The sequence below is a fragment of the Aeromonas oralensis genome, assembly GCF_049665575.1.
GTDB lineage: Bacteria > Pseudomonadota > Gammaproteobacteria > Enterobacterales > Aeromonadaceae > Aeromonas > Aeromonas hydrophila.
This window is the reverse complement of the sequence record NZ_CP187186.1, coordinates 739624-752776: the sequence shown is the minus strand read 5'-3', so window position 1 is coordinate 752776 and position 13153 is coordinate 739624. Positions and strand designations below refer to the sequence as shown.

Below are 13153 nucleotides of genomic sequence, written 5' to 3'. Positions count from 1 at the left end.
TCTTGCGCCAAATCAACTTTGTTCGGTTTCCTTGGCCCGGTCCCAGGCGGCATCGAGCTTTTCCAGCGAACAATCGCTCACTTTCAGCCCTTCTGCGGCGATAAACTGCTCAACCTGACGAAACCGGCGTTCGAACTTGGCGTTGGCGCCCCGCAGCACCTGCTCCGGATCCTTGCCCAGATGGCGCACCAGATTGACGGTGGCGAACAAGAGATCGCCGAGCTCATCGCTCACCCGCGCCTCGTCCACGTCGGCCATCAGCGCCTCTTCCATCACCTCGTCGATCTCCTCGTGGATCTTGTCCACTACCGGACCCAGGGTCTTCCAATCGAAACCAACGGTGGCGCAGCGCTTCTGGATCTTGGCGGCGCGGGTCAGGGCCGGCAGCGAGAGCGGGATATCGTCCAGCACGCTCTCCTTGTCGAGCGCGGCCCGCTCTCTGGCTTTTTCTGCCTCCCAGTTCACCTTGACCGCCTGTTCGTCGCCAAGGTCAGCATCGGAGAAAACATGGGGATGGCGGCGAATGAGCTTCTCGCTCACCGTATCGACGATATCGGCGAAATCGAACAGCCCCTGTTCCTTGCCGAGCTGCGCGTAGAACACCACCTGGAACAGCAGATCGCCCAGTTCACCCTTTAATCCGTCCCAATCCTGGGTTTCGATGGCATCGGCCACCTCGTAGGCCTCCTCCAGGGTGTGCGGCACTATGGTCTGGAAGCTCTGCTTCAGATCCCAGGGGCAACCCCCGTTCGGGTCGCGCAATCTGGCCATGATGTCGAGCAGTTGAGGCAGGTCGTAACGTTGGGACATGGGATATTCGCTTCTTGATTCGTAACGCAGGGGGAAAACAGTGACCGACCTGGCGGTCGGTCACGAGTGGGTTGCTGATGACAATCAGAGTCGCTTGGCGCTGATCACGTCGTTGAGCTGACTGAGCTTGGCCAATGCCCGGTTGAAGGCGTTGATGTTGTAAATCTCCAGCTCCATGTCGATCTCGGCGGTCTGCTCGCGCACGTTGGAGCGCGAACGTACCCCCATCACGTTGATCTTCTCGTTGGCCAGCACGGTGGTGATGTCGCGCAGCAGGCCGGAGCGGTCGTTGGAGAGGATGCGAATGGTGAGGCCGTAGCCACCGGAGTAGTTCTCCCCCCATACCGCGTCGATCAGCCGCTCCGGGTTGCGACGGGAGAGCTCTTTGAGCTGCTCGCAATCCTCGCGGTGGATGGAGACGCCACGACCCATGGTGATGAAGCCCTGGATGCCGTCCCCCGGAATGGGCTGGCAGCAACGGGCGATATGGGTCATCAGGTTGCCGACCCCTTCCACCACTATGTGATCCTTGGGCTTGGGCCGGAACGGCACGTTGGCCTTCTGCTCCAGCTTCTCCAGCAGGCGACGATCTTCCTCTTCCGCCGTCGGCTTGTTGTAGCGGGTGTCCAGATAGTTCAGCAGCTGGTTGATGCGGATGTCGCCACTGCCGATGCCGGCCAGCAGATCTTCCAGCTCGTCGGCATGGAAGCGCTCCAGCACCACCTTGTCCACCTTGGAGAGGGTCAGGTTGTGCCTGTCCAGCTCCTTCTCCAGCAACTCCTTGCCGGCGGCGATGTTCTTGTCCCGATCCAGCTTTCTGAACCAGGTGGCCACCTTGGCCCGCGCCCGGCTGGAGCGCAGGAAGCCGGAGTTGGGGTTCATCCAGTCGCGGCTCGGGTTCGGCTCCTTCTGGGTGATCACCTCCACCTGATCGCCGGTCTGCAGCGCATAGGTGAACGGCACGATGCGGCCGTCAATCTTGGCGCCGATGCAGCGGTGACCGATCATGCTGTGCACGTGATAGGCAAAGTCGAGCGGGGTGGCGCCCGCCGGCAGGTCGATGACATCCCCTTTCGGGGTGAAGACGTAAACCCGGTCCTCGAACACCTGACTGCGCAGATCTTCGAGCAGGGAGCCGCTCTCGGAGAGATCTTCCTGCCAGGCGAGCAGCTTGCGCAGCCACTCGATCTTGTCTTCGAAGGTGTTGGCCTTGCCGCCGGCCTGCGCCCCTTCCTTGTAGCGCCAGTGCGCCGCCACGCCGAGCTCGGCGTCCTGGTGCATCTGGTCGGTACGGATCTGGATCTCCACCGTCTTGCCCTCAGGCCCCACCACGACTGTGTGGATGGACTGGTAGCCGTTGGGTTTTGGGTTGGCGACGTAGTCGTCAAACTCGCGGGGAATGTGATGGAAGTGGGTGTGAACGATGCCGAGCGCCGCATAGCAATCCTGCAGCCGCTTGGTCACCACCCGCACCGCCCGCACGTCGAACAGTTCGTTGAATTCGAGGTGCTTCTTCTGCATCTTGCGCCAGATGCTGTAGATGTGTTTCGGCGGCCGTAGACCTCGGCCTCGACCCCCGCCTCTTTCAGTGCATCGCGCAAAGACTGCACGAACTCACGGATGTAGCGCTCCCGATCGAGCCGTTTCTCGTCGAGCTGCCTGGCGATCTGCTTGTAGGTATCCGGGTGCAGGTAGCGGAAGGCGAGATCCTCGAGCTCCCACTTGAGCTGACCGATGCCGAGCCGGTTGGCCAGCGGGGCGTAGATGTTGGTGATCTCCTGGGCCATCAACACCCGGGTCTCTTCATCCGCCTTCTTCGCTTCCCGCAGGCAGGCGATCCGCTCCGCCAGCTTGATCACCACGGCGCGCACATCCTCGACCATGGCGAGCAACATGCGGCGCACGTTGTCGACCTGTTCCGGCGAGGTTTCACTGCGGTGCAGAGTCTGCAGGGAGCGGATGGCCTCCATCTCCAGCACCCCTTCCACCAGCTTGGCGATCTTGGGGCCGAAGTCCTCGTCCATCCGCTCCTGGCTGATGAGACCGGCTTCGACGAAGGGGTAGATGATGGCGGCCTTGAGGGTGCCGAGATCCATGCTGAGCATCAGCAGGATGCCCACCATCTCGACCCCGCGCACCAGCAGGCGGTTGGTGAGCGCTTCGTCACCGAGCGTCAGACAGTACTGGTAGACGGTTCGCAGCTGATCCTTGTCACTGTCACTCAGGGTGAGCGAGCTGACCCACTCCTCCAGGGTGAAGTTGTCTTTCAAATGAATATCGCGAACCGCAACCATGGTATCAATCCTTTAAATTATTGGGCCGAAGGCTGTCGCCCCCTCCCCCTCATGAGAATGCCTCAAATGGGGATATGCGGAGATTTTTTCAAGGCATATTGTCAAGAAAGACAATAGAGTTCTCCGCCAGCCCCTGCCGATTTACGAGGGTCTAGATTACCCCAATCATGCCCGCCCAGACAGCGTTATGGACCGGGCAAATGCCACCCAACCTGGCAAGCCGACGCCCCTGCGGCGGTACCGTTTCATCTGCCCCGCAGCGCCCGTTACTTGCGCTCGAACAGCGCCATGGACTCCAGATGGCCGGTATGGGGGAACATGTCGAGCATGCCGAGGCGCACCAGCCGGTAGCCCCCTTTCACCAGCACCTGACTGTCGCGCGCCAGGGTGACCGGATTACAGGAAACGTAGACCACCCGTCTGGGTGAAAGTTTCACGACGTGCTCCATCACCTCGCACGCACCAGGGCGGGCCGGATCCAGCAGCACCAGATCAAAGCCTTCCCGTGCCCAGGACATGCCGGCGATGTCGCCGCTCAAGTCCGCCTTGTAGAAACGGGCATTGTTGATACCGTTGCGACGGGCGTTCTCTTCGGCGCGCGCCACCATGGCCAGCTCTCCTTCTACCCCTACCACTTCGCGGGCCTGACGGGCCAGCGGCAGGGTGAAGTTGCCGATACCACAGAACAGATCGAGCACCTTGTCATCCTTGCCCGCCTCCAGCCAGGAGAGCGCCTGCTCCACCATGCGCTGGTTGACCGGCGCATTGACCTGAATGAAGTCACCGGGTGCGAATGCAAGAGACAGGCCATCCAGCGAGTAGGAGGGGGCAAACTGCTGGTGCAGCGGCTCAATCTGCTCGTCGGCCGCCTGCAGATAGAGGTCGATCCCCTGCGTCTTGGCAAACTCGATCAGCTGCGCCCGATCCGCCTCGGTCGGCCGACCGGTATGGCGCAGCAGCATCAGGATCCCCTGCTCGGCCTGGATAAGCTCCGCATGGCCCAGCTCCCGCTGGCTCTTGAGGCGGTTGAGACACTCACGCAGCGGGCTGATCAGCACGGAGAGCGGCTCGGCCAGCACCGGGCAACCGCCGATCTCCACCAGATCGTTCGACTGGCGACGACGAAAGCCCACCCGGGTGCAGCGGCCGTTCTTGTCAAACTTGATGGCCAGCCGGCAGACCCGGCGATAGGCGCGGGACTCTCCGCCCAGCACGGGCTCCAGCGCCGGAGGCTGGATGTTGCCGAGCCGCTCGAACAGGCTGACCAGTCCGGCCTCCTTGGCGGCGCGCTGATCCGCTTCGGCCAGGTGCTGGGCACTGCAGCCGCCGCACTCGCGGTAGTGGCTGCAGAAGGGGGCGATGCGATTGGCCGCCGGCGTCACCACCTGTTGCAGGGCGGCGTGGGCATACTGCTTCTTGTCTTCGAGGATGCGGGCCTTGACCTGCTCACCGGGCAGCGCCCCTTCGATGAAGATCGCCTTGCCCTGGTGGCGGCCGATCCCGACGCAGTGGTGATCCAGGCTGTCTACCGTAAATTCAATGCGTTGGGGCTGGGTGGATTTCTTTTGGGGCTTGAAAAACTGGGCCATAAAACTTGGTGCCTATAGGTGGCTATGTCATGATTGTGGAATCTGCAGCAGGCTATTGTCCCACAAGAATAATAGTATGACCAAATACGGCCTGTGGGCCCGCTCCCGCTCGTTTACGCCATTGCCAACCCTGCTCATCGGGGGACCATCCGCATGACCAAATACGGCCTTCGGGCGCGTGTGCTGGCCTTTACCATCTTGCCGACCCTGATCATCGGCGGCCTGATGGCCGGCTATTTCACTTTCCACCGCTACCAGCAGCTGGAAAACAACCTCATCGATCAGGGCATCAACATCATAGAGCCGCTGGCCATCGCCAGCGAATACGGGATGACCCAGCACAGCCGCGAGTCGCTCAAGCGGCTGATCGGCCTCACTCACCGCAAGAACTCGCCGCTCATCAAGTCCATCGCCGTCTTCACCCAGGACAACCAGCTGTTCGTGACGTCCAACTATCACAGGGACTTCACCCGGCTGCGGCTGCCGGACGGCAGCCAGATCCCCGAGCTCACCAGCGTCACCCTCTATGGCGACGACATCATACTGCGCACCCCGATCCAGGCCGAGACCAGCATGGATGGCTTCCCGCTGCCAAGCGATGTTGAGCCGCCGATGATCGGCTACATCTCCATGCAGATGACCACCGACCGGGCCATGATCCTGCAATACCGCGACACCTTCTTCGCGGTGATCATGGTGCTCATCGGCATCGCCTTCAGTACCCTGTTTGGCTTCAGGCTGGTCAAGAGCGTGACCCAGCCCATCACCGACATGGTGCAGGCGGTGCACAAGATCAGGGAGGGGCGGCTCGATACCCGGGTCAGCGGTCAGCTCACCGGCGAGCTGGACATGCTGAAAAACGGCATCAACGCCATGGCCAAGGCGCTCTCGGAATACCACGAGGAGATGCAGCAGAACATCGATCAGGCCACCTCCGACTTGCGCGAGACGCTGGAACAGATCGAGATCCAGAACGTCGAGCTCGACATGGCCAAGAAGCGGGCGCAGGAGGCGGCACGGGTCAAATCCGAGTTTCTGGCCAACATGTCCCACGAGCTGCGCACCCCGCTCAACGGGGTCATCGGCTTTACCCGCCAGCTGCTCAAGACCAGTCTGACCCCGAGCCAGACCGACTACATGCAGACCATCGAGAAGTCGGCCCGAAACCTGCTCGGCATCATCAACGACATCCTCGACTTCTCCAAGCTGGAGGCGGGCAAGTTGCAACTGGAGCACATCCCGTTCAGCCTGCGCGACACCCTCAACGAGACCATGCACCTGCTCGGCCCCAGCGCCCACGACAAGCAGCTGGAGCTCTCCCTGCAAGTGGATGCCGAGGTGCCGGACTACCTCACCGGCGACCCCATGCGCCTGCAGCAGGTGCTGACCAACCTCACCGGCAACGCCATCAAGTTCACTGAGCACGGCAACGTGGATGTGCGCATCGAGCAGATCGGCAGTGCCAGCGGCAGCAAGGTGCGGCTCAACGTGCTGATCCGCGACACCGGCATCGGCATCTCGGAAGAGCAGCAGCGCCAGCTGTTCCAGGCCTTCAACCAGGCCGACTCCTCCATCTCCCGCCGCTATGGCGGCACCGGCCTTGGCCTGGTCATCACCCAGAAGCTGGTACAGCAGATGGGTGGCCAGATCCGGTTCGAATCCGAGCTTGGCAAAGGCTCTGTCTTCTCCTTCAGCCTGGATCTGGAGGTCTCTCCCCTGCCCCAGACCGACAAGCTGCCGCTGGATCGCATTCAGGGCAAGCGGGTCTGGCTGCTGGAGCCGGATCCCTTCAGCCACTCGGCCCTCTGCGCCCTGCTGGCGGAGTGGCAGCTGGAGGTGCAATCCCTCGCCAGCGACGCCCCCTGGCCCGAAATGAGCAGCCAGGACATGGTGATCATCGGCAGCGGCACCCAGCACAGCCCGCAGCAGGTGGTGGCGCGCCTCGACGGGCTGGATCGCCAGCAGAACACCATAGTGCTGCTCAGCAGCCACGAACCCTCGCTCTACGAGGCCATGCTGGCCCACGGCGCCCAGCACTGCCTCTCCAAACCCATCAATCACCGCAAGCTGCTGCACGCCCTGCTCTCCCCCGAGGCGGTTCGCAGCGCCCCGCTGCCGACCCCTTCCCCGCGCAGCGTGCAGGAGATCAAGGTACTGGCGGTGGACGACAACGCCGCCAACCTCAAGCTCATCGCCGCCATGCTCAAGGAGATGGTGAGTCAGGTGGTGGTGTGCAAGAACGGCAAAGAGGCGGTCAGACTGGCCCAGAGCCAGCCGTTCGACATCATCTTCATGGATATCCAGATGCCGATCATGGACGGCATCAGCGCCACCCAGGCGATTCGCAGCCAGTCGCTCAACACCGAGACCCCCATCGTCGCGGTCACCGCCCACGCCATTCCCGGCGAGCGGGAGCGGCTGATCCGCCAGGGCATGGACGACTACCTGGCCAAGCCCATCGACGAGGCCATGCTGGCCAAGCTCATCACCGACTTCGCCCATCGTCGCCACCAGAATCACGCCAGCCAGCAGATCGACTGGGCGCTGGCAGTGCGTCAGGCGGCGGGCAAGCTGGATCTCGCCAAAGAAATGCTGACCATGCTGATGGCCAGTTTCGACGAGGTGGATCCGGTGCTGGAGGCGGCGCTTGCCGGCCAGGTGGAGGATAGCGAGGTGCTGGCCCAGCTCCATCGCCTCAACGGCGGCTGCGCCTATTCCGGCGTCCCCGGCCTGCAGCGGCTGCTCTCCCAGCTGGAACAGCAGTTGCGCGACGGGGTGCCGGTGGCCGAACTCGAGCCCGAGCTGCTGGAGCTGCAGGATGCGATGGAGCAGGTACGCCAGGAGGCGCCACGCTATCTATCCTGAACCGGGCAACCCGCTTTTTCTGACGCGGGCCCCGCCAGATGGTAAAGTTGCGCCGTTTCCACAGGAGTCGACATGACCAACAACGATATTTTGCGCCGCCTGCGCTACGCCCTCAGCATCAGCAACGACCAGATGGTCGACATGTTTGCCAAGGGCAACCTGACCGTCACCCATGCCCAGCTGCACAGCTGGCTGATCAAAGAGGCGGAGGAAGGGGAAGAGCAGGAAGCGGGCTTTGCCGCCTGTCCGGATTCGGCCCTGAGTCAGTTCCTCGACGGCTTCATCCTCGCGCGCCGCGGCGCGCGGGAAGATGCGCCGGCCCAGGTGATCCCGAACCGGATCAACAACAACATGATCCTGCGCAAGCTGCGCATCGGCCTCAACTTCAAGGAAGAGGACATGCTGGGCACCCTCAAGCTGGCCCACTTCAACCTCTCCAAGTCCGAGCTGAGCGCCCTGTTCCGTTCACGGGACCACAAGCACTATCAGGATTGCGGGGATCAGATCCTGCGCAACTTCCTCATCGGTCTCACCGCCAAGTATCGCGGCTGAACCATGGGCCGGCGTCTGCACTCACCGTCATCCCGCAAGCAGGCGGCAGGTGGGTGGCGCCGGCCATGGCAACTGGGTATTCACCTCCCGCGCACTCCTCGCCACGGGTTTGCGCTCTGCCTCGCCCTGCTGCTCGGCGCCTGCCAGCCCGCCCCCTATCGGCTCAACAACGACTATCAGAGCGCCAGCCAGAACGAGCGCATCGCCTTTCTGATCCTGCACTACACGGACGAAGACGATGGCCACTCCCTGCGCCTGCTGACCGAGCCGGCCCATCAAGTGAGCGCCCATTACCTGATCCCGCGCGATACCGATGAGCGGCCACTGCCGGTCTACCAGCTGGTGCCCGACCGCCAGCGCGCCTGGCATGCCGGCCGCAGTCGCTGGCATCAATATGCGGGGCTCAACGCCAGCTCGCTCGGCATCGAGATCGTCAACCTCGGCTACCCGCCACAAGATGAGCTGCTGCCCGCCCACCAGCGTCGCTGGCAGCCCTACACCCAGGCGCAGATAGCCGCCCTCGGCGCCCTCACCCGCGAACTGGTCGAGCGCTACCAGATCCCCCCCACCCAGGTGCTGGCTCACAGCGATGTCGCCCCCGAGCGCAAGCAGGATCCCGGCCCCCACTTCCCCTGGCGCGAGCTGGCCCTGCACTACGGGGTGGGAGCCTGGCCCGACGAAAGCCGGCTGGCCGAATTGCGCCAGCAGCCGGCACCGGCCTGGGATGCCCTCGGCTGGCAGCAACGACTGGCCCGCTATGGCTACGGTGTGGCCCCGAGCGGCAGCTGGGACGAGCAGAGCCGCGCCGCCCTGCGCGCCTTCCAGCTCCACTTTCGGCCCGCCCTGGTCAGCGGTGATCCGGATGCCGAGAGCCAGGCCATCCTCACTGCCCTGCTCGAGCGTTATTTTCCCGAGCAACGCTGAGTTTCGTCACCGAACACAAAAGAGGGACGCCGCGGCGTCCCTCTTTCGCATTCTTCGTCGAGTCCCGACTCAGGCCTCCACCAGCAGCACCTCTATCCCGGCCTGACGCAGACCGGCCAGGGTCTCGGCCGCAATGGCGTCGTCGGTGATCAGGGTGTGAATGCGCCGGGTATCGATGATCTTGTGCAGGCTCAGCCGGCCAAACTTGCTGGAGTCGGTCACGACGATGATCCGCTCGGCCACGTGGCACATGCAGCGGTTGAGGCGCGCCTCGTCTTCGTGATGGGTGCTGACGCCGCGCTCCAGGTCGATGCCATCTACCCCGAGAAACAGCAGGTCGAAGTGATAGTTCTGCAAGGAGAGATCCGCCTGGGCGCCGTAGAAGGAGAGTGACTTGCGACGCAAATGACCCCCCGTCATCAGCAGCTCCACCCCTTCCGCCTCCAGCAGGGCGTTCGCCACGTTCATGCCGTTGGTCATCACCACTATCTCCTGGTGATCGCGCAGGTGGCGTGCCACCTCCAGGGTGGTGGTGCCCGAGTCGAGAATGAGGCGGCAGCCCGGCTGCACCAGGCTCGCCGCCATGGCGCCGATGCGCTGTTTGACCGGGGTGTTGAGCACGCTCTTGTCGGCGATGGTGCGTTCGGCTACCGGCTGGCCGGATTCACACAACAGGGCGCCGCCATAGGCGCGCACCGCCACCCCCTGTTTCTCCAGAAATGCCAGATCGTTGCGGATGGTGACGGTGGAGACCTGATAGTGGCCGGCCAGCTCGTTGACCTGAACGCTGCCATTGCTGCGCAGCTGCTGAATGATGCGCTCTCGTCGCTCGCTGGTGCCGAGCACGCTCTTTTCGGTGATTTGCATAGTCTCTCTGCCGGAGTCCTGTGGTGAAAGTAGAGCTTTCACTTCGTTACGTTTCCCTATTAACACTCAGCCTCGATGGCAAATCAAGCTTTCATTGAATTGAAAAGTGCCGTCAGACTCCCTAAAACAGCAACAACACTTTCGATTCATTTCTTTTTGTGATCTTGCTCAAGATGTGAACACGCTTTTATTTCGTTTCGAACGCCGTACGCCTAGGGTAAAGAAAGAAATCGAAAGCAAAGCATCTTATTCAGGCCAAGAGGAAGAGGGAAATGAAATCAATGCTGGATCTGGTCGCACAACACAAGCAGGGGGAGCAGGTCGGGATCTACGCCGTCTGCTCCGCCCATCCGCTGGTGCTGGAGGCGGCCCTGCGACTGGCGGCGCAAGGGGACCAGCTGCTGCTGGTCGAGGCCACCTCCAATCAGGTGGATCAATTTGGCGGCTACACCGGCATGACGCCGGTCGATTTTCGCGACCTGCTGCACCGGCTCGCCGCCGAGTGCCGCTTTCCCGTGCAGCGACTGGTATTGGGAGGCGATCACCTCGGCCCCAACCGCTGGCAGAGCGAGCCCGCCGCACAGGCCATGGCCCACGCCGAGGATCTCATCGCCAGCTATGTCGCGGCCGGCTTCAAGAAGATCCACCTCGACTGCAGCATGTCCTGCCAGGGGGATCCGGTGCCGCTGACCGACGAGCTGGTGGCGGAGCGTGCCGCCCGGCTGGCAAACGTGGCCGAGCAGACCGCCACCCGGCAGTTTGGCCACAGCGACCTGGTCTATGTGATTGGCACCGAAGTGCCGGTACCGGGCGGCGCCCACGAAGAGCTGGCCGAGCTGGCGGTCACCACGCCGGAGGCGGCGCGCCACACCCTGGTCGCCCACCAGCAAGCCTTCGAGCAGGCCGGACTGGCCCAGCTCTGGCCGCGGGTGATCGGTCTGGTGGTGCAGCCCGGTGTGGAGTTCGACCACACCCACGTCATCGACTATCGCCCCGAGCGGGCCGCCCCCTTGAGCCGGATGATCGAGGCCTATCCCCATCTGGTGTTCGAGGCCCACTCCACCGATTACCAGACCCCGGACGCCTACCGCCAGCTGGTGCGCGATCACTTCGCCATCCTCAAGGTCGGTCCCGCCCTCACCTTTGCCCTGCGCGAGGCGCTGTTTGCCCTCGCCGCCATCGAGGAGGAGCTGGTGGTGGCCAAGGCCTGCTCGGGCCTGCGTCAGGTGCTGGAAGAGACCATGCTGGATCGCCCCGACTTCTGGCGCAGCCACTATCAGGGCAGCCCCAACGAGTGCCGGCTGGCCCGCGGCTACAGCTACTCCGATCGCATTCGCTACTACTGGCCCGACAGCCGGGTCGACGACTGTTACGCCCGGCTGCTGGCCAACCTGGCCGCCGAACCCATTCCCCTGCCGCTGCTTAGCCAGCACCTGCCGCTGCAATACCGCAAGGTGCGCCAGGGCACGCTGTCGCCCCGGGTTCACGACCTCATTCTCGATCAGGTGCAGGAGGTGCTGCGCCAATACGCGGCGGCCTGCAGCGCCGTCCCCGCCAGCCACTCCCGGCTGACCCCGGTTGTATAAGGAGTTGTAGAGATGATCCTTGGTTATCCAGAAGAGACGCTGCGGTCGGCCAACGGCCTGGCCACCGCTCGTGAAATTCGCCAGCAACCCGCCACCTGGCGGGAGACCCTCACCATGGTGGAGGAGTGCCGCGCCACCATAGAGCGCTTCCTGCTACCCCTGCTGTCGCGGGGCAACCTGCGGGTGATCCTGACCGGAGCCGGCACCTCCGCCTTTGCCGGCCGCGCCCTCGCCCCCTATCTCAGTGCCCGCCTCAACGGCCGCTTCGAGGCGATCGCCACCACCGACATCGTCACCGATCCGGGCGAATACCTGGCACAGGACTGCCCGACCCTGCTCATCTCCTTCGCCCGCTCCGGCAACAGCCCGGAGAGCGTGGCGGCGGTGGAGCTGGCCAGCCAGCTGCTGAGCGAGTGCCACCACCTGGTGCTGACCTGCAACGGTGAGGGGGAGCTCTATCGCCGCTGCCAGAAGGATGCTCGCTCCCTGGCGCTGCTGATGCCGCCCAAGACCCACGACCGCAGCTTTGCCATGACCAGCAGCCTGACCAGCATGATGCTGAGCTGTCTGGCGGTGTTCCTGCCACGCCAGTTCAACCCGATCGCCAGCCAGCCGCTCATCGCGCTGGGGGACGCCATTCTGCCCCAGGCCGAACTGAAGGTGCCCGAGTGGGATCGACCGCTGCCGGAGCGGGTCATCTACCTTGGCAGCGGCAGCCTGCAGGGGGTGGCCCAGGAGGCGGCCCTCAAGCTGCTGGAGCTCACCGCCGGCCAGGTGATGGCCATGCACGACTCCCCCACCGGCTTTCGCCACGGGCCCAAGTCGGCCATCAATCGGCAGACCCTGATCGTGCTGATGGTGTCCAACGATCCCTATACCCGCCAGTACGATCTGGACCTGCTCGGCGAACTGCGCCAGGACGGCCATGCCGCCCGGGTGGTCGCCCTGGCCGACCGGCCGGATCCGCTCATCAGCGCCGGCGAACACATCTATCTGCCCACCCCCCTCAACGGCGACGACGCCGAGCTGGCGCTCTGCTACCTGCTCTACGCCCAGTACTACGCCTTCCACACCGCGCTGGTGCTGGGCATCACCCCGGACAATCCCTGCCCGAGCGGGCGGGTCAACCGGGTCGTGCAGGGGGTCAACATCTATCCGTTCAACCAGCAAGGAGGCGTCTGATGCCGAACATAGTGCTGAGCCGTATCGACGAGCGCCTGATCCACGGTCAGGTCGGCGTGCAATGGGTCGGCTTCGCCGGCGCCAATCTGGTGCTGGTAGCCAATGACGAAGTCGCAGAGGACCCCATCCAGCAGAACCTGATGGAGATGGTGCTGGCGGAGGGCATCGCAGTGCGCTTCTGGCCGCTGCAGAAGGTGATCGACAACATCGGCAAGGCCGCCGATCGCCAGAAGATCCTGTTGGTGTGCAAGAGTCCGGCGGACTTTCGCACCCTGGTGGAGGGCGGGGTGCCCATCCCCCGCATCAACGTCGGCAACATGCACTACGCCGACGGCAAGCGTCAGATCCACAAGACGGTATCGGTGGACGAGTCGGACATAGCGGCGTTTCGCGCCCTGCAGGACGCCCACGTCGCCTGCTTTGTCCAGGGGGTGCCGACCGAACCGGCACAGGACATTTTCAACCTCATCTGATTAAGGACAAT

Annotated in this window: 9 protein-coding genes and 1 pseudogene; 6 read left to right on the top strand and 4 right to left on the bottom strand. The window is 63.5% G+C overall.

Annotated elements, in window-relative coordinates; translation table 11 throughout:
- Positions 1 to 12: 12 nt before the first annotated feature.
- The 3 genes and pseudogenes from mazG to rlmD all read right to left on the bottom strand — a co-directional run bounded on the left by mazG (position 13) and on the right by rlmD (position 4693).
- Complete coding sequence (gene mazG / locus ACPDZI_RS03770) at positions 13 to 810, bottom strand: nucleoside triphosphate pyrophosphohydrolase (protein ID WP_016349533.1); 798 nt, start codon at positions 808 to 810, stop codon at positions 13 to 15.
- Between the two features lie 84 nt (positions 811 to 894).
- Positions 895 to 3104: pseudogene (gene relA, locus ACPDZI_RS03765) on the bottom strand (GTP diphosphokinase).
- A gap of 266 nt (positions 3105 to 3370) precedes the next feature.
- The gene (gene rlmD, locus ACPDZI_RS03760) at positions 3371 to 4693 is read right to left on the bottom strand and encodes a 23S rRNA (uracil(1939)-C(5))-methyltransferase RlmD (protein ID WP_438834044.1); all 1323 of its coding nucleotides are present in this window, start codon (positions 4691 to 4693) and stop codon (positions 3371 to 3373) included.
- A gap of 153 nt (positions 4694 to 4846) precedes the next feature.
- On the opposite strand from rlmD, the gene barA reads away from it, so the two are divergent.
- The 3 genes from barA to ACPDZI_RS03745 all read left to right on the top strand — a co-directional run bounded on the left by barA (position 4847) and on the right by ACPDZI_RS03745 (position 9034).
- Complete coding sequence (gene barA, locus ACPDZI_RS03755) at positions 4847 to 7558, top strand: two-component sensor histidine kinase BarA (protein WP_024946174.1); 2712 nt, start codon at positions 4847 to 4849, stop codon at positions 7556 to 7558.
- Between the two features lie 72 nt (positions 7559 to 7630).
- Positions 7631 to 8110, top strand: a complete 480-nt coding sequence (locus tag ACPDZI_RS03750; RefSeq protein WP_268014396.1) for a DUF1456 family protein — start codon at positions 7631 to 7633, stop codon at positions 8108 to 8110.
- A 3-nt stretch (positions 8111 to 8113) separates the two neighbouring features.
- On the top strand, positions 8114 to 9034 hold the full coding sequence (locus ACPDZI_RS03745; RefSeq protein ID WP_438834043.1) for an N-acetylmuramoyl-L-alanine amidase: 921 nt from the start codon (positions 8114 to 8116) through the stop codon (positions 9032 to 9034).
- A 69-nt stretch (positions 9035 to 9103) separates the two neighbouring features.
- Here ACPDZI_RS03745 and ACPDZI_RS03740 read toward each other — a convergent pair whose 3' ends face one another.
- Positions 9104 to 9901, bottom strand: a complete 798-nt coding sequence (locus tag ACPDZI_RS03740) for a DeoR family transcriptional regulator (RefSeq protein WP_005309410.1) — start codon at positions 9899 to 9901, stop codon at positions 9104 to 9106.
- A 272-nt stretch (positions 9902 to 10173) separates the two neighbouring features.
- Here ACPDZI_RS03740 and kbaZ point away from each other — a divergent pair, with 272 nt between their 5' ends.
- Genes kbaZ through agaV form a run of 3 tightly spaced genes read left to right on the top strand, consistent with a single transcriptional unit; the run spans position 10174 to position 13142 of the window.
- Positions 10174 to 11487 carry a tagatose-bisphosphate aldolase subunit KbaZ gene (gene kbaZ / locus ACPDZI_RS03735; protein ID WP_438834042.1) on the top strand — a complete coding sequence of 438 codons (1314 nt, stop codon included), beginning with the start codon at positions 10174 to 10176 and terminating at the stop codon, positions 11485 to 11487.
- A gap of 12 nt (positions 11488 to 11499) precedes the next feature.
- Positions 11500 to 12669: an SIS domain-containing protein gene (locus ACPDZI_RS03730; RefSeq protein WP_438834041.1), complete on the top strand. Its 1170-nt coding sequence runs from the start codon at positions 11500 to 11502 to the stop codon at positions 12667 to 12669.
- Entirely contained in the window at positions 12669 to 13142 is a 474-nt protein-coding gene (agaV, locus tag ACPDZI_RS03725) for a PTS N-acetylgalactosamine transporter subunit IIB (RefSeq protein ID WP_005309404.1), read from the top strand. The genes ACPDZI_RS03730 and agaV overlap by 1 nt, the downstream gene beginning before the upstream one ends.
- Positions 13143 to 13153 lie beyond the last annotated feature (11 nt).

Excerpts from the sequence above, each read along its gene's own strand:
- mazG (WP_016349533.1), bottom strand. The coding sequence starts at position 810 with ATGTCCCAACGTTACGACCTGCCTCAACTGCTCGACATCATGGCCAGA.
- rlmD (WP_438834044.1), bottom strand. The coding sequence starts at position 4,693 with ATGGCCCAGTTTTTCAAGCCCCAAAAGAAATCCACCCAGCCCCAACGC.
- barA (WP_024946174.1), top strand. The coding sequence starts at position 4,847 with ATGACCAAATACGGCCTTCGGGCGCGTGTGCTGGCCTTTACCATCTTG.
- ACPDZI_RS03750 (WP_268014396.1), top strand. The coding sequence starts at position 7,631 with ATGACCAACAACGATATTTTGCGCCGCCTGCGCTACGCCCTCAGCATC.
- ACPDZI_RS03745 (WP_438834043.1), top strand. The coding sequence starts at position 8,114 with ATGGGCCGGCGTCTGCACTCACCGTCATCCCGCAAGCAGGCGGCAGGT.
- ACPDZI_RS03740 (WP_005309410.1), bottom strand. The coding sequence starts at position 9,901 with ATGCAAATCACCGAAAAGAGCGTGCTCGGCACCAGCGAGCGACGAGAG.
- kbaZ (WP_438834042.1), top strand. The coding sequence starts at position 10,174 with ATGAAATCAATGCTGGATCTGGTCGCACAACACAAGCAGGGGGAGCAG.
- ACPDZI_RS03730 (WP_438834041.1), top strand. The coding sequence starts at position 11,500 with ATGATCCTTGGTTATCCAGAAGAGACGCTGCGGTCGGCCAACGGCCTG.
- agaV (WP_005309404.1), top strand. The coding sequence starts at position 12,669 with ATGCCGAACATAGTGCTGAGCCGTATCGACGAGCGCCTGATCCACGGT.